Origin of the sequence: Kribbella alba (genome assembly GCF_039529635.1) — a bacterium.
Lineage (GTDB): Bacteria > Actinomycetota > Actinomycetes > Propionibacteriales > Kribbellaceae > Kribbella > Kribbella alba.
Genome location: NZ_BAAANE010000002.1, coordinates 311,249 through 331,315, shown reverse-complemented (window position 1 = coordinate 331,315; position 20,067 = coordinate 311,249). Strand labels below are relative to the sequence as shown.

At 68.7% G+C, this 20,067-nt stretch carries 18 protein-coding genes; 13 read left to right on the top strand and 5 right to left on the bottom strand.

Features of this window, described 5'->3' with window-relative positions:
- Positions 1-40: 40 nt before the first annotated feature.
- Together ABD210_RS03485 and ABD210_RS03480 are read right to left on the bottom strand one after the other, a co-directional pair.
- Complete coding sequence (locus ABD210_RS03485; protein ID WP_344108593.1) at positions 41-787, bottom strand: maleylpyruvate isomerase family mycothiol-dependent enzyme; 747 nt, start codon at positions 785-787, stop codon at positions 41-43.
- Between the two features lie 48 nt (positions 788-835).
- The gene (locus ABD210_RS03480; protein ID WP_344108590.1) at positions 836-1,279 is read right to left on the bottom strand and encodes a DUF4231 domain-containing protein; all 444 of its coding nucleotides are present in this window, start codon (positions 1,277-1,279) and stop codon (positions 836-838) included.
- A 97-nt stretch (positions 1,280-1,376) separates the two neighbouring features.
- On the opposite strand from ABD210_RS03480, the gene ABD210_RS03475 reads away from it, so the two are divergent.
- The 6 genes from ABD210_RS03475 to ABD210_RS03450 all read left to right on the top strand — a co-directional run bounded on the left by ABD210_RS03475 (position 1,377) and on the right by ABD210_RS03450 (position 7,689).
- On the top strand, positions 1,377-1,880 hold the full coding sequence (locus ABD210_RS03475) for a MarR family winged helix-turn-helix transcriptional regulator (RefSeq protein WP_344108587.1): 504 nt from the start codon (positions 1,377-1,379) through the stop codon (positions 1,878-1,880).
- A 116-nt stretch (positions 1,881-1,996) separates the two neighbouring features.
- Positions 1,997-3,670, top strand: a complete 1,674-nt coding sequence (gene icmA, locus ABD210_RS03470) for a coenzyme B12-dependent isobutyryl-CoA mutase large subunit (RefSeq protein ID WP_344108584.1) — start codon at positions 1,997-1,999, stop codon at positions 3,668-3,670.
- On the top strand, positions 3,591-5,429 hold the full coding sequence (locus ABD210_RS03465; RefSeq protein WP_344108582.1) for an NAD-binding protein: 1,839 nt from the start codon (positions 3,591-3,593) through the stop codon (positions 5,427-5,429). The genes icmA and ABD210_RS03465 overlap by 80 nt, the downstream gene beginning before the upstream one ends.
- 43 nt (positions 5,430-5,472) lie before the next feature.
- Complete coding sequence (locus ABD210_RS03460; protein ID WP_344108580.1) at positions 5,473-6,411, top strand: tetratricopeptide repeat protein; 939 nt, start codon at positions 5,473-5,475, stop codon at positions 6,409-6,411.
- Between the two features lie 98 nt (positions 6,412-6,509).
- Positions 6,510-7,175 (top strand): MurR/RpiR family transcriptional regulator, encoded by a 666-nt coding sequence (locus tag ABD210_RS03455; RefSeq protein WP_344108959.1) that lies wholly within the window; start codon positions 6,510-6,512, stop codon positions 7,173-7,175.
- 28 nt (positions 7,176-7,203) lie between these two features.
- Positions 7,204-7,689: a hypothetical protein gene (locus ABD210_RS03450; RefSeq protein ID WP_344108577.1), complete on the top strand. Its 486-nt coding sequence runs from the start codon at positions 7,204-7,206 to the stop codon at positions 7,687-7,689.
- A 43-nt stretch (positions 7,690-7,732) separates the two neighbouring features.
- Here the strand turns inward: ABD210_RS03450 and ABD210_RS03445 are convergent, their stop codons facing one another.
- A complete protein-coding gene (locus tag ABD210_RS03445; protein ID WP_344108575.1) occupies positions 7,733-8,893 on the bottom strand; it encodes a citrate/2-methylcitrate synthase in 1,161 nt (386 codons plus the stop codon).
- A 74-nt stretch (positions 8,894-8,967) separates the two neighbouring features.
- Between ABD210_RS03445 and ABD210_RS03440 the strand changes: the two genes are divergently transcribed.
- Positions 8,968-10,116, top strand: a complete 1,149-nt coding sequence (locus tag ABD210_RS03440; protein WP_344108573.1) for a citrate/2-methylcitrate synthase — start codon at positions 8,968-8,970, stop codon at positions 10,114-10,116.
- A gap of 1,086 nt (positions 10,117-11,202) precedes the next feature.
- Here ABD210_RS03440 and ABD210_RS03435 read toward each other — a convergent pair.
- A complete protein-coding gene (locus tag ABD210_RS03435; protein WP_344108570.1) occupies positions 11,203-12,645 on the bottom strand; it encodes a flavin-containing monooxygenase in 1,443 nt (480 codons plus the stop codon).
- A 218-nt stretch (positions 12,646-12,863) separates the two neighbouring features.
- Here ABD210_RS03435 and ABD210_RS03430 point away from each other — a divergent pair, with 218 nt between their 5' ends.
- From ABD210_RS03430 to ABD210_RS03415, 4 genes are all read left to right on the top strand, one after another.
- Positions 12,864-13,232 (top strand): YciI family protein, encoded by a 369-nt coding sequence (locus ABD210_RS03430; RefSeq protein ID WP_344108568.1) that lies wholly within the window; start codon positions 12,864-12,866, stop codon positions 13,230-13,232.
- A 24-nt stretch (positions 13,233-13,256) separates the two neighbouring features.
- Entirely contained in the window at positions 13,257-14,504 is a 1,248-nt protein-coding gene (locus ABD210_RS03425; RefSeq protein ID WP_344108566.1) for an RNA polymerase sigma factor, read from the top strand.
- A gap of 34 nt (positions 14,505-14,538) precedes the next feature.
- A complete protein-coding gene (locus tag ABD210_RS03420) occupies positions 14,539-14,922 on the top strand; it encodes a DUF4870 domain-containing protein (RefSeq protein ID WP_344108564.1) in 384 nt (127 codons plus the stop codon).
- A gap of 63 nt (positions 14,923-14,985) precedes the next feature.
- Complete coding sequence (locus tag ABD210_RS03415) at positions 14,986-15,879, top strand: phosphotransferase family protein (protein WP_344108561.1); 894 nt, start codon at positions 14,986-14,988, stop codon at positions 15,877-15,879.
- 180 nt (positions 15,880-16,059) lie between these two features.
- On the opposite strand, the gene ABD210_RS03410 is transcribed toward ABD210_RS03415, so the two are convergent.
- On the bottom strand, positions 16,060-17,088 hold the full coding sequence (locus ABD210_RS03410; RefSeq protein WP_344108559.1) for an NUDIX hydrolase: 1,029 nt from the start codon (positions 17,086-17,088) through the stop codon (positions 16,060-16,062).
- Positions 17,089-17,273: 185 nt separating this feature from the next.
- Between ABD210_RS03410 and ABD210_RS03405 the strand changes: the two genes are divergently transcribed.
- Together ABD210_RS03405 and ABD210_RS03400 are read left to right on the top strand one after the other, a co-directional pair.
- Positions 17,274-18,605, top strand: a complete 1,332-nt coding sequence (locus tag ABD210_RS03405; protein WP_344108557.1) for a hypothetical protein — start codon at positions 17,274-17,276, stop codon at positions 18,603-18,605.
- 178 nt (positions 18,606-18,783) lie between these two features.
- Entirely contained in the window at positions 18,784-20,055 is a 1,272-nt protein-coding gene (locus ABD210_RS03400; RefSeq protein WP_344108555.1) for a hypothetical protein, read from the top strand.
- The last annotated feature ends 12 nt before the right edge of the window (positions 20,056-20,067 follow it).

Below are 20,067 nucleotides of genomic sequence, written 5' to 3'. Positions count from 1 at the left end.
GCCCGCCGCTCCCGCGACGGTGCCGCGTCGGCCTACGGAGCTAGGTCGTGCACTCGGCGACGCGGGCGCGGAAGGCCTGTACTACGGAGTCGTCGCCGGCGGTCTGGACGGCATCGAGGGGGAGGCGGCCCCAGAGCCAGAGGAAGGCGGCGTCGGCGTCACCGAAGACTTCGGCGTCTACCTCGCCGTCCTGGCCCCGGGTGACTGTCGCGCTGGTCGCGTCCAGGCGGATGGTCCAGGAGCGGCCTTCCACGGTGACGCGGATGGTCGCGTCGACGGGGTGTTTCGTATCGCCTTCTTCCCACCAGGGGCCACCGAGCATCAGGACGAGGAGTTCGTCGATGCCGTCGAGCGCGAGTTCGCGGTCGATCGGGGTGACCACGTCGTGGGCCTGCTCCGCGTCCACGCGGTGGACGGCGGACTCGAGCGCCATCCGGCGATACCAGAACGCCGAGGTGTCGTCGTACGGGGAGAAGGTCCAGGTCTTCAGGTCGGTGCCGGCCTGCTCGAGCGCGGCGACCACCTTCGCGCGCGCCTCGTCGTACAGGGCGAGGGGGTCGCGTTCGGTCAGGTCCGGCGGCCAGGGTTGGGGGAGCGCGCCGAGGCGGAGGACCTCGACCTTGTGGAGGTAGACCGTCGCCGTGTGGCGGACGACGTCCTCGACGGTCCAGCCTTCGCAGCTCGGGACGTCAGCGGGCAGGCCGAGCCTGGCGACCTCGGCGAGACGGGCGGAATCCGACCGCAGGCAGTCGAGGTAGAAGGTGGCACGTTCGAGTGGCATCGACATGCCGAAGAGCATGGCACCACGTGCCGACAGTTTCAGGCCCCGACAGTTTCAGCCCTTGCGTTGGCGGAAGGCGCCGACCCATTCGTCGGTCTCGGTATTGCTGATGTCGACGACGCGTTCGACGAGCAGTTGCGGGCGGTCCGGCGAATCGGCGTACCGGCCGGCCTGCTGGGCGAAGAGCCAGGCCTCGTTGCGGAGTTCTTCGGCCGTACGGCGGTAGGTCGGGTAGCTGTCCTGAAGCCCGAGCAGGGTGCGGACACCCTCGGCCAGCGCGATCAGGGCGCCGAGCGCAGGGGCCAGCCACGTGGGCGCGCTGATGGCGACCGACACGGCGATGACGAGGGCGGCGATGAGCTGCAGGACACCGATGAACCGGTAGGCGAGCCGGGCCTTGCGCGCCTGGGCGCTGTACCAGCGGAACCGGATGGTGATCAGCTGCTCGGCCGGCGAATCGCCGGCGAGGGCTGGGAAGTCCTCGTGCTCTTTGCTCATCTTCCGACCTCCCGCGGCCTGTTGGTTGACGCAGATTAGCCCGTACTCCGCGGCTCGGTGCGGGCCGGCGCCGCTTCGGACGGTTAATCTCTCGGGCATGGCGAGGAAGAGACCGTTGCCGTTCGATCCGATCGATGAGGCATCGCGGCAATGGGGGCGGCGGTGGGGCGCGGTGGAGCAGATGCGGGCCGTCACATCGCTGATGCGCGCCCAGCAGATCGTCATCGGCGAGCTCGACGACATCCTCAAGAAGCACGGCCTGACGTTCGCGCGGTTCGAGGCACTGGTGCTGCTCACGTTCTCCCGGCGGGGCTCGTTGCCGCTGGGGAAGATGGGCGAGCGGCTGCAGGTGCACCCGACCTCGGTCACCTCGATCGTGCGCCGGCTGGAGGCGGCCGGGCTGGTCACCCGCACCCCGCACCCCGACGACGGCCGCGCAGTCCTGTGCGAGATCACCGCCGAGGGCCGCGACCTGGTCGAACGCGCCACCGCCGACCTGGTCGCCGCCGACTTCGCCCTCCGCGGGCTCACCGAAGAGCAGCTCAAGATGCTCTGGTCCGTCCTGGAGCCCCTCCGCCACACCGCCGGCGACTTCACTTGATCCGACCCGGCACCCGCACCCTGGCAACCTCGCGCGTCACGTCACACCTCCCGGCAAGTGGTATTTAGTAGGACGTCCTAGTAGTTTGGGGGAGTGGACAACCCGAGGAGGTCGTGATGGACGCGCAGGAGATCGCCGGCGGACGCGACAGGTGGCAGCAGCGCTACGACGCGTCGAGGCGGCGGGAGGCGGACTTCACCACCTTGTCCGGCACCGAGGTGGAGCCGGTCTACGGGCCGCCCGAGGGCTACGACGATCCCCGGATGGAGCGGATCGGCTGGCCGGGGGAGTTCCCGTTCACGCGGGGCCTGTACGCGACCGGGTATCGCGGCCGGACCTGGACGATCCGGCAGTTCGCGGGCTTCGGCAATGCCGAGGACACGAACGAGCGGTACAAGATGATCCTCAACTCCGGCGGTGGCGGGTTGTCCGTCGCGTTCGACATGCCGACGTTGATGGGGCGCGACTCCGACGACCCGAAGTCGCTCGGCGAGGTCGGCCACTGTGGCGTCGCGATCGACTCGGCCGCCGACATGGACCGGCTGTTCAAGGGCATCCCGCTGCAGGACGTCACCACCTCGATGACGATCTCCGGCCCCGCAGTACCGGCCTTCGTGATGTATCTGGTCGCCGCCGAACGGCAGGGCGCCGACATCACCAAGCTCAACGGGACCCTGCAGACGGACATCTTCAAGGAGTACATCGCGCAGAAGGAGTGGCTGTTCCCGCCGGAGCCGCATCTGCGGTTGATCGGCGACCTGATGGAGTACTGCGCCGCCAACATCAGTGACTACAAGCCCCTGAGCGTCTCCGGCTACCACATCCGGGAGGCAGGATCGACGGCCGCGCAGGAGTTGGCCTACACGCTGGCCGACGGCTTCGGGTACGTCGAGCTCGGCTTGTCGAGAGGGCTCGACATCGACAAGTTCGCGCCCGGGTTGTCCTTCTTCTTCGACAGCCATCTGGACTTCTTCGAGGAGATCGCCAAGTTCCGGGCCGGCCGGCGGATCTGGGCGCGCTGGCTGCGGGACGTGTACGGCGCGAAGACCGACAAGGCGCAGTGGCTCCGGTTCCACACCCAGACCGCGGGAGTCTCGCTGACCGCGCAACAGCCGTACAACAACGTCGTACGGACCGCGGTGGAGGCGCTCGCGGCCATCCTCGGCGGCACGAACTCGTTGCACACCAACGCACTCGACGAAACGCTGGCGCTGCCGACCGAGGAGTCGGCCGAGATCGCGCTGCGGACCCAGTCGGTGCTGATGGAGGAGATCGGTGTCACCAACGTGGCGGATCCGCTCGGCGGCTCCTGGTACGTCGAGGCGCTGACCGACAAGATCGAGCAGCAGGCCGAGGAGATCTTCGCCCGGATCAAGGAGCTGAGTCCCGACGGCAGCATGACCGCGGGCATCCTGCGCGGGATCGAGGACGGCTGGTTCATGGCCGAGATCGCCGACGCCGCCTTCGAGTACCAGCAGAAGCTGGAGAAGGGCGAGAAGAAGATCGTCGGGGTGAACACCCTGACCGACACCGTGTCGGGCGAGCTGGAGATCCTCCGGGTCAGCCACGAGGTGGAGATCGAGCAGTGCCGGGTGCTGGCGGCGCGCAAGACAGAACGCGACGAGGACCGGGTGCGTCGTACGCTGTCGGCGCTGGTCGAGGCGTCCAGAGGGACCGGCAGCCTGATCGAACCCATGCTGGAGGCGGCGCGTGCGGAGGCCACGATGGGGGAGATCTGTCACGTTCTTCGGGACGAGTGGGGCGAATACCGAGAGCCCGCCCGCTTCTGAGCCCGAGGAGACGGCGGCGGATCAACCCGCGGCGACGAGGCGTCGCGGCCGCACGCAGCAACAGCGGACCGCGCAACCACCCGACAGCCGCAGCGTTGTGGTGTGCGGATCCGACCGGACGATGCTCCGGGTGGTCACCGAACTGGTGACCTCGGGTGAGCAGGTCACGGCGGTGGTCAACCCAGCCTCCCGGCACTTCGAGCGGATCGGCGAGCTCGGCGCGCAGGTGATAGGCGTCCGGGTGGTCAGCGAGTCCGTACTGCGGCGGTCCGGCATCGACCGCGACGAGGACAAGCCTTCGACCGCGCGAGCACTGGTCCTGCTGGACGCCGACGACGTGCACAACGTGCATACCGCCCTCACCGCGCGGGACATGGACCCGGACCTGAAGATCGTCGTCCAGATGGTCAACCCGCGGCTGGGTGGTCAGTTGCACAACCTGCTCGGCGACTGCGTGGTGATCTCCGGGCCGTCGCTGGCGGCACCCGCGTTCGTCGCGGACGCGCTCGAGGACGACGAGCTGACCTGGCTCGACCTCGGTGGCCGTCGGCTGGTGGCCGGCCCGGCCGAGTTGATCCGGCCGCCGCACCTCACGGTCCTCGCGGACACCACCTCGTCCGCGACACCCGTGCTGCTGCCGACCGATCGCTCCGACCCCGCCGGCGACATCGTCCTCGGCACCGGGCTCCGCAGTGTCTGGCGGACCAAGGACGTTCGCCGGGCCGGCTGGGTGATGGCGATGCGCGACGTCCTGGACCGGCGGGTTCGGGTCATCGTGGCGGTGATGGCGGGTCTGGTCCTGGCCGGGACCGCGCTGACGCACTGGATCGCCCATGTCGAGTGGCTGCGAGCCCTCTACCTGGCAGCGGGCGCGGTGACGTCGGCCGGGATCGAGGACAACATCTTCTCGAACGCGACGCCGTGGGCCAAGGTGGCGGCGGTCCTGGTCCAGCTGACCGGGATCGTGCTGATGGCGTTGCTGACCGCGGTGATCGTCGACTCGCTGATCGGGGCGCGGCTGTCCCGCGTGATCGGCGGAGTCCGCGGCCGGCCGAGGAACCACGTGGTCGTCTGCGGCCTCGGGACCGTCGGCGCCCGCGTGCTGGAGATCCTGGCCGAGCGCGGGATGGCCGTGGTCGGGGTCGAGCAGGACGATGACGCGCCCGGCGTACAGACGGCCCATCGACTGCGGATCCCGGTGATCATCGGCGACAGCAGCAACGAGGAGACGCTGCGATCGGCGGGCGTGCAGCGCTGTGAGTCGGTGCTGGCGATCACCGACGGCGACATCACCAATCTCGAGTCCGCGATGGTCGTCCGCGATCTCAACCCGGACGCCCGGATCACGATGCGGATGTTCGACCACGACCTGGCCCAACGGGTCGAGCGGCAACTGGGTCTCGGGCACAGCCGGTCCGTCTCGATGCTGGTCGCGCCGGCCATCGCCGCGGCGGTCGCCAACCGCCGCAGCCAGGCGACAGTGCCTGCCGGCCGGCGGGTTCTGCTGCTCACCGAGGTGACGGTCGAGCGGGACTCCGTTGCGGTCGGCAAGAGGCTCGGCGAACTGGACGAGGCCGGCGGCCTGCGAGTGTTGGCCCGGCAGGAGGGTACCGATTGGGACTGGACCCCGGTGTTCGCTGAAGCGCTGCAGCCAGGGGCGCGGATCGCGGTGGCCGGTACCCGCAGCGGCCTGGCCAGACTGCTGCTGGCGACCCGCGCGCCACACCGTTCGGAGCCGTCGGGGAGGATGGACCCATGAACGTACGTACCGACCGAGTGCAGACCGGATTGCGAGGTCCCCGGTGAGCCAGCCGAACTTCACCCGTCCCGGGGCGATCGACCTTTCGTCCCTGCGCAAGCCCCCCGCATCACGATCCGGTGGTGCTCCGGGGGCCCCAGCCGCAGGCGGCTCTGCCGCAGGCGGCCCGTACGTGCTGAACGTGTCCGAGCAGACCTTCCAGGCGGATGTGATCGAGCGGTCGATCCAGGTGCCGGTGATCGTCGAGTTCTGGTCGCCGCGCTCGGAGGCGTCCCTCGCGCTCAGTCCGGTGCTGGTCAAGCTGTCCGACGAGTACGCCGGCAAGTTCCTGCTGACCCGGATCGACATCGACGCGAACCCGCAGCTGGCCCAGGCGGTCGGCGTCCAGACGGTCCCGCTGGTGATCGCCGTACTGCGCGGTCAGGTCGTCCCGCTCTTCCAGGGTCCCGTCGGTGAGCCCGAGGCCCGGCAGTACATCGACCAGCTGCTGACGGTGGCGGTCGCCAACGGCATCACCGGGCGGACCGACCCGGTGGGCCCGCCCGGTGCCGAAGCGCCTGCCGAGCCCGAACCGGACCCGCGCTACGAGGCCGCGGAGGACGCGGTCGGCGCCGGTGACCTGGACGGCGCGATCGCGGCGTACGAGGCGCTGCTGAAGGAGGCGCCCAACGACGCCGAGGCCAAGGCCGGCCTGGCTCGGGTCCAGCTGGTGAAGCGGACCAGGGATGTCCCGGCCGAGGTGCGCACCCGGGCCGCGGAGGACCCGACCGATGTCGAGGCGCAGATGCTGGTCGCCGACGTGGACCTGATGGGCGGTCACGTCGACGACGCGTTCGACCGGCTGATCCGCACCGTGCAGGCGACCTCCGGCGACGAGCGCGACGCCGTCCGCCGGCACCTGCTCGAGCTCTTCGACGTGGTCGGCGCCGACGACGACCGTGTCGTCAAGGCACGCCGTCGCCTGATGACAGCTCTGTTCTGACCCATCCGCCAGGTATCGCGGCGGTGAGAAGCCCGGCGGATCCAGCCTGTTGTGTCCGAAGAACCTGAGGTCAGAACCCACGATCATTCGGACGCAACATACGAGGTACTGCGCGACCCCGGAGCGGGCGGAGCAGCACCAGCTGGGAGCGGGGGACCGGCGCCGAGGTCGGCCCGAACGACAGCCTCGGCGAGGTACTCCGCACGCTCCTCAGGGCAGACGCCCGCGCGCTCGAGGACACCGTTGCCGAGCTGGACCTGCGGGCCCTCGGCGAAGCTGTCCGCGCGATCTCCGACGCGCGGAGAATCGACCTGTACGCCGTGAGCGGGTCCGCCACGGTCGCGGAAGACCTGCGGTTGAGGTTGCACCGGATCGGGCGGGGGGCGAACAGCTGGAGTGACGTTCACAATGCGCTGACCAGCGCCGCACTGCTCGGTGCGGGTGATGTCGCAGTCGGCCTGTCGCACAGCGGCGAGACGCTCGAAGTACTGGAACCCTTGCGGCGAGCCCGCAGTCAAGGCGCCCGGACTGTTGCCATCACCAACTATCCGCGATCCCCGATCGCGCGGGCCGCCGACATCGTGCTGGTCACCGCGGCCCGCGACGTCACCTTCCGCACCGGGGGGCTGGCCGGCAGGCACGCCCAGATGATCGTGCTCGACGCCCTCTACATCGGCGTCGCCCAGCGAGACTACGCCCTGGCCGGGCACCCCTGCGACGTCACCGCGGAGGCCGTCTCCGGTCACCGCACCCGGCAACGCTGAACCTCTCAACCGCCCTTGGAGGACAACCATGCAAAGCCCTCATCGATCCCTCGGCCCCAGCCGGAGGTCGCTATTGTTCGGCGTCGGCGCAACGGCCGCCGCCTCAGCCCTCGCGGCCGGCCCCGCCGCTGCCGGAGTGGACAAGGCAACAGGTCGATATGTTGCCGAGAGCAACGTCAATGTCGACGCGACCCCGTCGCCCGACCTGCTGCCGCTCACCGGCGGCCCGGACTTCCCGATCGGGCTGTTCTGGCCGCCGCATCCCTTCGCCAGTACGCCGGAGCGGTTCACCGAGATCGCCGAGGCCGGGTTCGACTTCGTCATCTCGGGCAACTATGCGGGCGACGGCATCATCTTCCAGTACCAGCTCGGCCTGGCCCGGACCGCGGGGCTGAAGATGCTGATCTCGGACGACGTCCAGATCCGCAGCATGTCCCGCTGGTTCTCCATCTCGGACAACCCGTCGGGATCTCCAAGCAGTACGCCGGGCTGCGGGGCAACGGCGTACCGGTGAATCTCGCAGCCGGAGCTGCGACGCTGCTGAGGTTGCGCGTGCGTTAGAGGCCGGGAGTCGCGCCGGTGTAGATGCCGAGGGCACGGAATCGCAGGCCGGGTTCGGCGTATTCCTCCAAGGCATGGGCGGTCCAGCCGATGATGCGGGCGATCGCGAAGAGCGCCTCGCCCGCATCCGGCCGGAACCCGTAGGCGTGCATCATCGCGGCAACGGCCAGATCGCTGTTCGGGAACCCGCTCAGCTGATCCGTGAGCTGCTCGACCAGCGCCAGGATCGGCTCACCCTCGAGCAGTTCGAACAACACGACGGCGCGGGGATCGTGCCGTCGATAGATCCGATGCCCGAACCCCGGCACCGGCTCGCCTGAACGCAACTGGTCCGACAGCGCCGCGACAGGATCCCGCTGGGCCCGGCCGAGGAACTCGTAGGCGAGCGTAGGCACCACGCCGTGGTAGTGCCCGTCGAGTGCGCCCAGCCCGGCCGACACCACGGCGTACAGGTTGGCTCTGGCGCTGGCTGCAACGCGTGCGGCGACGGTGGACGCGGCAAGCCCGTGGTCGGCGAGCAGGATCAATGCCGCGTCCAGCACCTCCGGCCGCGGCGGTCGTGTCGAGAGCTTCGGCCACAGTCGCGCGCCGAAACTGCCCTTGCCGTTTCTCCCCGGCAACGCCGCATTCAGCACGCCGAGCAGCCGGTGCGCGGCAGGAACCACGGCCTCCGGCGCGAGGTCGAACCGCAACGGATCACCAGCACCCAGTACTGCGACGGCGATGCGCAGCAGGTCCGTCATTCGCGCGGCCCTCGGCGCCACCCCGATCGCCGACCGGGCCAGCTCGACCTGCTCGCGCGGAAGCTTCACGGGCTCCACCTGGGCGAGGTCGCCCGTCCAGAGGAGCTGCGCGACCGACTCGACGGTTTCCGTGGTGGCCAGCTCGCGGACCGAGTGGCCGCGGTAGTACAGCTCGTCGTCCGCCAGCAGGCTCAGCTCGCTTTCGATCCGCTCGACCACACCCGGGTGCTCCACGGTCCGGCTTGCGAGGCGTTCGATATCGGCGGCTGCGAACAGGCTGCCGCGACGCCCTCGCGCACGCACGCTGGTGAGCTGACCCCGGCTCACATATGCGTAGATCGTCTCCGGCTTCACGTTGAGCCGGCGGGCGACCTCGGCCGTGGTCAGGTAATTCTCGTCACTCTGCTGCGTCATCCGCCGCTCCATCAAGCCCTTATGTTGACTAGATCAACATTGACAATAGTTGATTGCCGCTCAAGTCTGAACTCATGTCAATCACTGGAGCAATCGACGTACCGCCCGGATTGCGCAACGTGGTCGTGACCGAGACCGGGCTCGGTGATGTCCGAGGTGACGAGGGGTTCTACCACTACCGGCAGTACTCCGCGATCGACCTGGCGCGGAAGAAGACCGTGGAGGACGTGTGGTTCCTGATGTTCGAGGGCCGCCTCCCGTCGGATGACGAGCGAGAGCAGTTCGTCGCCGAGCTGGCGCCGCTGCGGGTGCTGCCGTCCGAGGTGCGCGAGGTGCTGCCGGCCGTCGCCGCGGCCGGCGCGACCTTCAACCCGCTGGCCGGACTGCGAACCGCCCTGTCGCTACTCGCTGCCGCGCGCGGACTGCCGCCGCTATGGGACGCAGACCCCGTACGCCGGACGGCCGACGCCATGCTCGTGTGTGCGGTGACTCCGACCATCCTCGCTGCGCTGTACCGACTCCGACAGGGGGAGGAGCCGCTCGAGCCGAGGGCGGATCTCACGGCCGCGGCCAATTGGCTCTACCTGGTGACGGGTCGCGAGCCTGACGCAGTACAAGCGCGGGCGATCGAGCACTACCTGATCGCGACGATCGATCACGGCTTCAACGCTTCCACCTTCACCGCGCGGGTGATCGCCTCGACCGGTGCAGACGTGGTGTCCGCTGTTGCCGGGGCGATCGGGGCGTTCTCCGGGCCACTGCACGGCGGCGCGCCGGACCGGGCCTTAGCGAGCCTGGACGAGATCGGCACGCCGGACCGCATCGACGAGTGGGTCCGGGCGAAGGTCACCGCCGGGGACCGGATCATGGGCTTCGGGCACGCGGTCTACCGGACCGAGGACCCGCGGTCGCTGATGCTGCGCGACATCGCGGTCGATCTCGGGGGTGACCTGGTGGACTTCGCGACGACCGTCGAAGGGCGCATCGTCGAAGTCCTGGCCGAGCTCAAGCCGGGCCGCAACCTCTACGCGAACGTCGAGTTCTACGCCGGCGTGGTGATGGAATTGTGCGGCCTGCCGCGCCTCATGTTCACGCCGACGTTCGCGGTCAGCCGCGTGATCGGCTGGACCGCCAACATCCTCGAACAGGCGGCCGAGTCCAAAATCATCCGTCCCGCCGCCCGCTACATCGGCGAACCGCCACCTGCTCCGGTCCCCACCTGACGCACCCCTTCCGGTCGAGTGGCGGCCGTCCGCTGCTGTTGGTTCAACGAGCAGCAGTTCTCGTCGATCGCCCACGGAGAGAGAGCACCTGCCCGGGCCGCTGCTCGCCGTCGTCCTCTGCCGCAGTTCGTCGCTAATCCGCCGCGGCGTCCGCCACCCGGACCGACGTTGCCACTTCCCGGATCGACCCGCCGAGGTCGTTGGCACTTCCCGGATCGACCCGCCGAGGTCGGCCCGCCTTCCCGGGTCGACCCGCCGGGGTCGTTGGCACTTCCCGAGTCGACGTTGCCACTTCCCGGATCGACCCGCCGAGGTCGTTGCCACTTCCCGGGTCGACGCGCCGAGTTGGCTCGACTTACCGGGTCGACGCGCCGAAATCGGGGCACCGAATCGGCGCCTCGAGCCGGGTAGTGGCGATGGGGCGGTGAGTCGGGCCGGGTAGTGGGGCCTGTCCCGGTGGGTCGGGCGGGGTAATGGGGCGGCGCCGGTGGGGTCGCCGGGTGATCGCACTTCCCGGATCGACCCGCCGAGGTCGAGCCCACTTCCCGGGTCGACCCGCCGAGGTCGTTGCCACTTCCCGGGTCGACCCGCCGAGTTGGCTCGACTTACCGGGGCGACGCGCCGAAATCGTGACACCGAATCGGCGCGTCGAGCCGGGTAGTGGCGATGGCCCGGCGGGTCGGGCCGGGTAGTGAGGCCTGTCCCGGTGGGTCGGGCGGGGTAGTGGCGCGCCGCCCGGTGGGTCGGGCCGGCAGTGGCGATGGGCCGGTGGGTCGGGCCGGAATCCCACCTGGCGTTTCGACTCGCCGGGTCGCAGTTCCCGGATCGACGTTGCCACTTCCCGGATCGACCCGCCGAGGTCGTTGGCACTTCCGGGGTCGACCCGCCGAGTTGGCTCGACTTACCGGGTCGACGCGCCGAAATCGTGACACCGAATCGGCGCGTCGAGCCGGGGAGTGGCGATGGGGCGGTGAGTCGGGCCGGGTAGTGAGGCCTGTCCCGGTGGGTCGGGCCGGGTAGTGGCGCGCCGCCCGGTGGGTCGGGCCGGGTAGTCGGGGAGAAGGCGGGTAGGGGGTGGCAGGCGGTTTAGGCGGCGGGCTTGAACTTCATCGCGCCGTCTTCCAGCGACCGGTAGCGGAGTGTCACCAGATCGCGGGGGTAGTTCTGCCGGAGTCGCCAGGGGCCGTAGGAGCCCTGGCGGGGAAGGATCGAGGCGGCGCGGCGGATGTAGCCGGAGGAGAGGTCGACCACCGGCCGCGCCGGCGCGTCGTACTCGGTCGGGTCGATCTCCGGGACGCAGATGTCGAGGCCGGAGCGAGCCAGGTGGTTCAGCAGCCTGCAGACGTACTGCGAGGTCAGGTCGGAGCGCAGGGTCCACGAGTTGTTCGTGTAGCCGATGCACCAGGCGAGGTTGGGCACCCCGCTCAGCATCATGCCCTTGTAGACGAACGTGTCGTGCGGATCCACCCGCCGACCGTCGACCGTCAGCTCGATCTTGCCCAGGGCAACCATTTGCAGCCCGGTCGCCGTCACCACCAGATCGGCCGGCAGTTCCGCGCCGGACCGCAGCCGGATCCCGTCAGCGGTGAAGGTGTCGATCTCATCGGTGACGACTGACGCCGATCCGTCGCGCAGCGCCTCGAACAGGTCCGCATCCGGCACCAGGCACAACCGTTGGTCCCACGGCTTGTACCGCGGCGTGAAGTGCGGGTCCATGGGCACCGACTCGGGCAGTTGCCGGGCGACGGTGCTGTTGAGCAACCACGCCGCATGAGCCGGCCAGCGCCGGAACGCCGCATAGACAGCTGAGCTGAAGGCGACGTTCTTGGTTCGGATCAGCCGATGCGCGAGCTTGTCCGGCAGCAGGGCCCGGAGCCGGTCCGAAAACGCGTCCCGCGCCGGCCGCGACGCGACGTAGCTCGGGGACCGCTGCAACATCGTCACGTGTGCGGCCTCCGGAGCCATCGCCGGCACCAGCGTCACCGCAGTTGCGCCGCTGCCGATCACCACGACCCGCTGACCGCTGTAGTCGAGGTCCTCCGGCCAGTGCTGCGGATGCACCACCTGCCCGCGGAAGTCGCCAATGGCCGGGAAGTCCACTACGTAGCCGGAGTCGTAGTTGTAGTAGCCGCTGCACACGTAGAGGAAGGAACACGTGTACGTCTCCTGGCTTGTCTCCACCGTCCAGAGCGCGTCGGTCGACGACCAGGAAGCCCGTACGACGTGGCGCCCGAAGCGGATGTGCTCGTCGATGCCGTAGGTAGCGGCGGTCTCGTGCAGGTACTCGAGGATCGAGGGACCGTCCGCTATCGCCTTCGCGGCCTTCCACGGATGGAAGGGAAATCCGAGCGTGAACATGTCCGAGTCGGACCTGATGCCGGGGTAGCGGAACAGGTCCCAGGTGCCGCCAAGGTCGTCGCGGCCTTCGAGCACGGCGTAGGAACGGTCCGGGCACTGGGTCTGCAGCCGGTAGGCGGCCCCGATCCCGGACAGGCCGGCGCCGACGATCAGTACGTCCAGGTGCTCCACGAGTTCCTCCTGGGTTCCTGATGAGTTCCTATTGAGTGCCTGTTGAGTACATGGTCAACAGTAGGCGACCCAGTGACGATAGTGCTGTCGGTGTCCGCAAAGTCACGATGAGGTGATCTCGTCCCAGGCACGAAACGTTCTCGTCCGGCGCTGTCGATTCCTTCGCCGGCCGTTCGTCAGCAAGATGTCAGTATCAGCCCGAGACAAGGGAGCCAGAGATGGCGCAGTACATGTTCCTGCTGTTCGACACCGAAGAGTTCTACGACAACCTCACGGCGGAGGAGTGGCAGGCGGCGATGAAGCTGCACAACGCGTTCGCGGAGGCGGTCGAGGCAGCCGGTGCCAGCATCCTCGGCGGAGCCGCACTGGAGAAGTCGTCCACCGCCAGCACGGTGAAGCAGGGCGACGGTGAGCCACTGGTCACCGACGGGCCGTTCATCGAGACTAAGGAGGCGCTCGGCGGCTTCTACCTGATCGACTGCAAGGACCTCGACCAGGCCCTCGCGCTGGCCAAGCTCTGCCCGTCGAACAACATCGAGGTCCGTCCGGTGATGGACACCTCGGCGGAGTCGACGCCGCCGGCGTGAACAAGTCGGCGTGAACAAGTCGGCGTGAACCAGAACCCGACCACCGCGCGAGAGATCGTGCGGGTGGTGGACGAGGCGCACCGTGGGCACTGGTCCACGGTGCTGGCCTCGACCGTCCGGTTGACCCGGGATCTCGACCTGGCCGAGGACTGCACGCAGGACGCGTTCGTGCAGGCGCTGCGGACCTGGCCGGACGGGATCCCGGCGAACCAGGTCGGCTGGCTGACCACGGTTGCCCGGCGGCTGGCGCTGGACGGGCTCCGGCGAGAGACCACGCTGCGGCGGAAGCTCCCGCTGCTGATCGAGGATCCGATCGGGCCGGGCGAGGTCGAGCAGCCGACTGACCCGCTCCGGCTCGTGTTCACCTGCTGCCACCCGGCGTTGGCGCGGGACTCGCAGGTAGCGCTGACGCTGCGGCTGATCTGCGGCCTGACCACCCGCGAGGTGGCCGCCGGGCTGTTGATCAGCGAGGCGACGGCGGCTGCTCGGATCACCCGGGCCAAGAAGAAGATCGCGGCGGCGAGTATTCCGTACCGGATCCCTGCCGACGCGGAGCTGGCTGCGCGGCTGGACGTGGTACTGACGGTGGTGCAGCTGGTTTACACGGCTGGGCATGTGGCGGCGGGGCCGGAACTCACTCGGGCTGACCTGACCGGGCGGGCGATCGAGCTGGCGGAGCTGCTGGTGCGGTTGATGCCGACCGAGCCGGAACCGCAAGCCTTACTGGGGCTATTGCTCATGACCCAGGCGCGTGGCGATGCTCGGGTCAGCGAGGATGGCGACTTGGTGTTGCTGGCGGACCAGGACCGCAAGCGCTGGGACGTGCGGCTCCTGGCCGAGGGGGTTTCCCGGGCGACCGCCGCGCTGCGGCAGGGACAGGGACAGGGACATGGGAGGTTTGCGTTGCAGGCTGCCATCGCGGGGCTGCATGTGACCGCGCCGTCGTGGGAGGAGACGGACTGGAACCAGGTGGTCCGGATGTACGACGCGATGCTGCTCGGCTGGCCGTCACCGATCGTGGCGCTGAACCGAGCCGCCGCGCACAGCCTCGTGCCCGGCGCTGACCTGTCGGCGGTGCTCGCCGAGCTTGATGCCCTGGGCAAGGAGTCGGCGCTGAAGTCGTATGCTTACCTGCCGGCAGCGCGGGCCGACGTACTGGCGAGGTTGGGGCGGAAGGACGAGGCCGTCCAGGCGTACGACGAGGCAATCGGGCTCACCGTGAACCAGACCGAGGAGCGATTCCTGCGCCGGCGCCGGACGGCTCTGGGCTAGTGCGGAGGAGCCGGTGGGCGTGCTTGACTGAGTCATGAGTACGCCGGGAACGGGTCCGCCGCTGACACCTTCCGAGGAACGAGCCTGGGCGATCGTGGCCCACATCGGCACCCTCGTGGCCGCCTGGCTGGCGATGGGATTCCTCTGTCCGCTGGCGATCTGGCTGATCTTCCGGAACCGGTCAGAGTTCGTTCGCCGGCATGCCCTGGAATCCTTGAACTTCCAGATCTCCCTGCTGATCTACACGGCGGTCGCGATCGCGCTGGTGCTCGTCACCTTCGGACTGGGCGTCCTGATCGTGATCCCGCTCATCATCATCGGCGGCATCGCCGCGCTGGTCGTCATCATCCTCGCAACCCTCGCGGCCGCCAGCGGCCAGGAGTACCGCTACCCGCTCACCATCCGCCTGGTCCGCTGAAACAGGTTGGCTCCGCCGATAATGTGTTGGCTGCGTCGGCGGGCAATCGGCAGAGTCGGAGCCATGAAGTTCTTCGAGCAGTACGCCGAGGGGCCGGTCGAACTGATCGGGCAGGGGATGGAAGGGGCCGTCTACGACCTTGGCGGGGACCTGGTGGGCAAGGTCTGGTTCAACCGCTCGGCCGCTGAGATCCAGCCGCTCCACAGCTTCCTGGAAGAGCTCGCAGCCCAGAAGCTGTCGTTCCGGACTCCAGCCATCCAGGCCATCGATGAGGTCGACGGCCGAGCTGTCAGCGTCGAGGCCAAGCTGTCGGGCACCCCGCTCCAGGCAGCCGTTGAGACGGGACTCATCAGCCAGGATCGGGGCTTCGACATCTTCGCCGAGATCGTCTCGGCCCTCGGCGCGACCGTCGCCGGACCAGCAAGCAAGGCACTTCCACTCCTCCAACGGCCGTTCTGGACCGACCGGGCATCGTGGGGCGAGGCGTTGGCAGCCCTCGTACTGCGACGAGCCACCGAGTCGAGGTCGCATCTTCAAGCCGACGTGGACAACTTCGACAAGGTCCTGCCCCAGGTCGTCAGCAGGCTTGGCGACGTACAGGTGGATACACCGCGGATCGTGCACGGCGACATCTGTACGCCGAATCTCCTGGTGAATGAGGAAGGGCAGACCGCGGCGTTGCTGGACTGGGGATTCCTCACCACCGCGGGCGACAACACCTTCGATGCGGGGACTGCCGCGGGGTTCTACGACATGTATGGTCCGCAGGCTCGCGCGATCGACGACCTGCTACTGGATCGGTTCGAGTCCGAAGGGCATTCCCGCGAGCGGATGCTCCTCTACCGGGCGGCGTACGCGATCGTCACCGCCACGATCTATAGCCCGGATGCCTCGGACGGGCACTACAGGTGGTGCGTCGCCAGTCTGAACCGACCAGACGTCCGCGCCAGCCTCTGAGGGGCCGACTTTGACGCCGGACGCGAGACGACGGAACCCGGTCGCGCTGGACACCCTGACGAACCTCGAGCGAGTTGCCGAACTCGACGGCCAGCACGCCCCCTCGCAGGCGTCGAAGAAGGCGAAGATCGGGCTCCACCGATCAAGTCCTGCGTCGCCTCCCGGCCCGGGTCGGACGGCTCAGCTGATCGGCTCGCCGTCGCGGAGGTTGTGGAGGGTGTCGGGGGCGGCGAGGATCGCGGGGAGGCGGCGTTCGTTGAGTGGGGAGACCAGGCCGGCCAGCTCGTCGGGGGAGTACCAGCCGAGGCCGAGGATCTCGGACCCATCGGGGTGCAGCCGCTCGATCAGCGAAGGGTCGTGGACGCCGCCGTCATACAGGATCTCGATCGCGTCGCCCCAGCCTTCCCAGCGCGGCAGCCAGTCGATCGCGACCACCCCGTTGAGCGGCAGCGCGACACCTAGCTCCTCTTCCATCTCTCGCACCGCGCCGGTCAAGGGATCCTCGTCCGGCTCGACCACACCGCCCGGCAGTTCCAGATCACTCTTGTAGCTGACTTTGCACAGCAAGACGCGACCCTCGGTGTCGCGGATGACCACGTGCGCGATCACCCTCTTCTTCGGCAGCACCGAGTCCATCAGAGCGGTCCACCCGGTCACCGTGTCAGGTCGGGGGTCGTCCCGGCGGAGGCCGTAGACGGCGACGTCCCGACGTTCGCCCTGCAGGGTGGCGCCGCCGCGCAGGATTCCCTCGCGCCGGAAGCCGGACCGCAGGGCGACGCGGCCTGACGCGCGGTTCTCCGGATCCACTTCGACCTGGAGGCGGTCCAGCCCGAGCTCACCGAAGGCGTAGACCACCAGGAGTCGCACCGCCCGCTGAGCCACTCGCCGCCCGCGGTACGGCTTGTACGTCGTCCAGGAGATGTTCCCGACGCCGGGGGAGATCCGTCGCACCTCGACGTTCCCGACCGGTCCGGACTCCCCGGCCAGTTCGACCACGAAGTTCACCGCGGCCCGGTCCTCGGCGTACTCGCGGTGCCAGCGCTCGACCGCCTCGGCGAGTCCGGCCCGCGGCGGGACGCCGTCGAAGTCGAACCAGCGCGAGATCTCCTCGTCGGCCAGCCCGTGCGCGAGGTCGATGTCCTCCTCGCGCCACGGACGCAACGTCAGCTCACCATCGGTCAACGTCGGCTGCGGCGGCACACCAGTCACCCGGTGAACGCTACCCGTTGAACCTCCTCACTCAACCCGCGGCCCGCTACCACCCCTGAAGGCTGCCCCAGTCAACCTGCGGCCCCGAAGTGACAGCCGTTCGCGGACCGGATCGGAAGACCTGGCGGGTCCGCAACCTTTTGGCTTCTGGCCGCATCGATCCAGGTGAGTGGAGGGAGCCGAGGATGAAGAGGTTGCTCGCACTGGCCGGGGCCGTCGCGCTGCTGAGTGGGTGGGGTATTCAAGCCGCGCAGGCGGCCCCGGGCGACATCAGCGCGGTGAAGATCGCCTGGTCCGACGCCACCCACACCAAGATCCGCATCAGCTGGTCCGAAACCACACCGGTCGCGAATTCGTTGACCTGGATGACCGACAGCCAGATGGTCACGGCGATCGGCAGCACGACAGCGGGTGGTCCGAACGAGTTGGTGGTCGGCACGGGGTCGTTCGGCCCCTCGGTCGAGGCCGCCGCGAAGAACTGGATCGTCGTCTCGGATCCCGCCGGCGACGAGGCGCGGTCGGTGGACTTCGACACATTCGTCTACTACCAGGCGGACGTCCAACTGTCGTTCGCTCCGGACGGCACGTTGCACTGGACGGCCGCGCCGGATACGGTGCCGGACGGCACGCCGGGCGATCCACTTGATCTGCCCAAGGCCTATCGGTACGCGCTCAGGCAGCGCGTGGACAACGACCCTGCCGGCATGTACGACTGCAAGGACGTTCCAGCTTCAGCACCCACCAGCTCGCGGACCGGAGTCGTCCCGAGACTCGGCACGGCTTCTGCACTGGTCCTGGACATCTCGAACGAATGGGGCACGTCCGCGACGGACGCCGGTTTCGTCGAGACTACCGCCGCACTGACGATCGCGGCGCCCACAGCCACGCAGTACGGGACGAGTACGACGTTCACCGGCAAGCTGACGGCCGGCTTCATGTTCATCCGCGGTATGCCGCCGTTCTGCGACCAGCAGCTCGAGCCACGAGCTGGCCAGACGCTGACGTTGCAGGCCCGTCCGATCGGCGCGACGGCCTGGTCGGTCGTCGGCTCCGTCCAGACCGATGTGAACGGCAACTACAAGCTCGCTGTGAAGAACCAGGGCGCCCGCGAGTACCGCGTAGTGCGTGCGACCATCGCCAGCCGCCACACGTCCCCCTTCGGCGGCGACACCGCGGCTTACGGCGGATCGAGCGCGAGCAAGGTCGTCAGGACCTCGACAAGGGTGAGGTCGGCGAAGTTCATCGCGCCGGTGATCAACTACGGGACGAAGCCGCAGGCCTACCTGTGGGTGGACCCCGCCGGGTCGCAGCGGGCGGCGCTCCAGTTCAAGAACGCGAGCGGGGCCTGGCAAGGGGTCATGCACAAGACGTTGTCGTCGGGGCGCGGGATCGCGACCTTCGCCTGGAACCGCCGGGGCGCGACGCAGTTCCGCTGGTGGGTCCCGGGCAGTACTACGAGCGGCGGGCTGAAGGTCGACCCGGTCTATACGGCAGCGTTCACGCTGACCGTCAGGTGACTGCTGCAGTTAGGTGAGTAAGGAGCGGTCGTGAGACGGCCGCAGCAGAAAACTTCCACCGCGACTCAATCTTTTGGTGATCCGGGGCGTCCTAACCAGTAGATGTCCACCGCTGGGGGCTGGGAGGGACGGCCTCGGCGGCGGTTTCACCAATGACCGTTGATCTAGGGGGAAGTTCATGTTCACGAAGTCACTCACTGCCATGGCGCTGTTCGGCAGCCTGGCGGCCACGGCTGTCGCCGCCCACGCGACTCCGGCCTCGGCGGAGGCCGCCGGCGTCAAGCTGGCCTGGTCCGGCGGCAAGGTCCAGGTCACCTGGACCGAGGACACGGCGGCGGCCAACACGATCTCGCTGGTACGGCCCGGAACCGCGGACAAGCAGCTCGGAACCACCACGGCCGCCGGTGCGAACCAGCTGCTGGTCGACCCGGCGGTGCTCGAGCCGACCCACGACCCGGCGGCGACCGCCAAGATCCGCGTCACTGGCGGAGGTGCCGACGCCCTGTCGGCGGCCTTCGACCGGTACGTCCGGGGCGAGTCGGCGATCGCCGCGGATCTCGCGGCTGGACAGGTCGTGAACTGGTCCGCATTCGACTACTCCGCCGACACAACGCCGAACGATCCGCTCGACCTGGACCAGCTGCGCTACCTCCCGCAGTTGGTCCAGGACCAGTGCAAGGTCGTGCAGCTGCCGGTCAGGACCGCATCTAACGGCACGATCGGGAACCAGGGCCAACCGTTGAACCTGAAGGTCTACACCGCCAGCAATTGGGGCGAGTCTCACCTCGGGGTCAAGCCGGTCCGGACGTCGACGCTCACGATGTCGGCGCCCTCGAGCACCGCCTTCGGTTCGACGATCTCCTTCACAGGCGGCATCTCGCTGCGCCAGATCAAGGAGAGCGGCTCGACCTGCGTCAACGCCGACGACCCGGCCAAGGCCCGGATCCAGATCGTGCTGCAGGCCCGGAACTCCGCCACCAGCCCGTGGTACGCCGTGGGCGTCGCCAACACGGATGCCCAGGGCAAGTACTCGTTCTCGGTGCCGAACCCGGGAGCCCGCGAATACCGCACGGCGCTGAACGGGTCGCTCAACGGTGACGTCCAGTACCAGAGCATCACCGCCTCGAAGGTGGTCCGGGCGACCACCAGGGCGATGTCGGCGAAGTTCGTCGCGCCGGTGATCACCCTGGGGCAGAAGCCGAACGCATACCTGTGGGTGAACCCCGCGCTCTCGCAGACGGCGGCCCTGCAGTACCAGACGGCCAACGGTGACTGGCAGGGGATCACGTCCACGACTCTGTCCGGCGGCAAGGGGTACAGCGGGGAGTTCAACTTCAACCGGCGCGGCGTGTACTCGTTCCGCTGGTGGGTCTCCGGTTCGACCACCGGCACCGGCCCGCCGGTCGACGCCAGCTACACGAACACGTTCACGCTGACAACCGTCAGCTGAAACGAAGAGTGC

Coding starts and splice junctions, on each gene's coding strand:
- ABD210_RS03440 (WP_344108573.1), top strand. CDS start 8,968: ATGTCAATCACTGGAGCAATCGACGTACCGCCCGGATTGCGCAACGTG.
- ABD210_RS03450 (WP_344108577.1), top strand. CDS start 7,204: ATGCAAAGCCCTCATCGATCCCTCGGCCCCAGCCGGAGGTCGCTATTG.
- ABD210_RS03420 (WP_344108564.1), top strand. CDS start 14,539: ATGAGTACGCCGGGAACGGGTCCGCCGCTGACACCTTCCGAGGAACGA.
- ABD210_RS03405 (WP_344108557.1), top strand. CDS start 17,274: ATGAAGAGGTTGCTCGCACTGGCCGGGGCCGTCGCGCTGCTGAGTGGG.
- ABD210_RS03415 (WP_344108561.1), top strand. CDS start 14,986: ATGAAGTTCTTCGAGCAGTACGCCGAGGGGCCGGTCGAACTGATCGGG.
- ABD210_RS03445 (WP_344108575.1), bottom strand. CDS start 8,893: ATGACGCAGCAGAGTGACGAGAATTACCTGACCACGGCCGAGGTCGCC.
- ABD210_RS03475 (WP_344108587.1), top strand. CDS start 1,377: ATGGCGAGGAAGAGACCGTTGCCGTTCGATCCGATCGATGAGGCATCG.
- ABD210_RS03400 (WP_344108555.1), top strand. CDS start 18,784: ATGTTCACGAAGTCACTCACTGCCATGGCGCTGTTCGGCAGCCTGGCG.
- ABD210_RS03485 (WP_344108593.1), bottom strand. CDS start 787: ATGTCGATGCCACTCGAACGTGCCACCTTCTACCTCGACTGCCTGCGG.
- ABD210_RS03480 (WP_344108590.1), bottom strand. CDS start 1,279: ATGAGCAAAGAGCACGAGGACTTCCCAGCCCTCGCCGGCGATTCGCCG.
- ABD210_RS03430 (WP_344108568.1), top strand. CDS start 12,864: ATGGCGCAGTACATGTTCCTGCTGTTCGACACCGAAGAGTTCTACGAC.
- icmA (WP_344108584.1), top strand. CDS start 1,997: ATGGACGCGCAGGAGATCGCCGGCGGACGCGACAGGTGGCAGCAGCGC.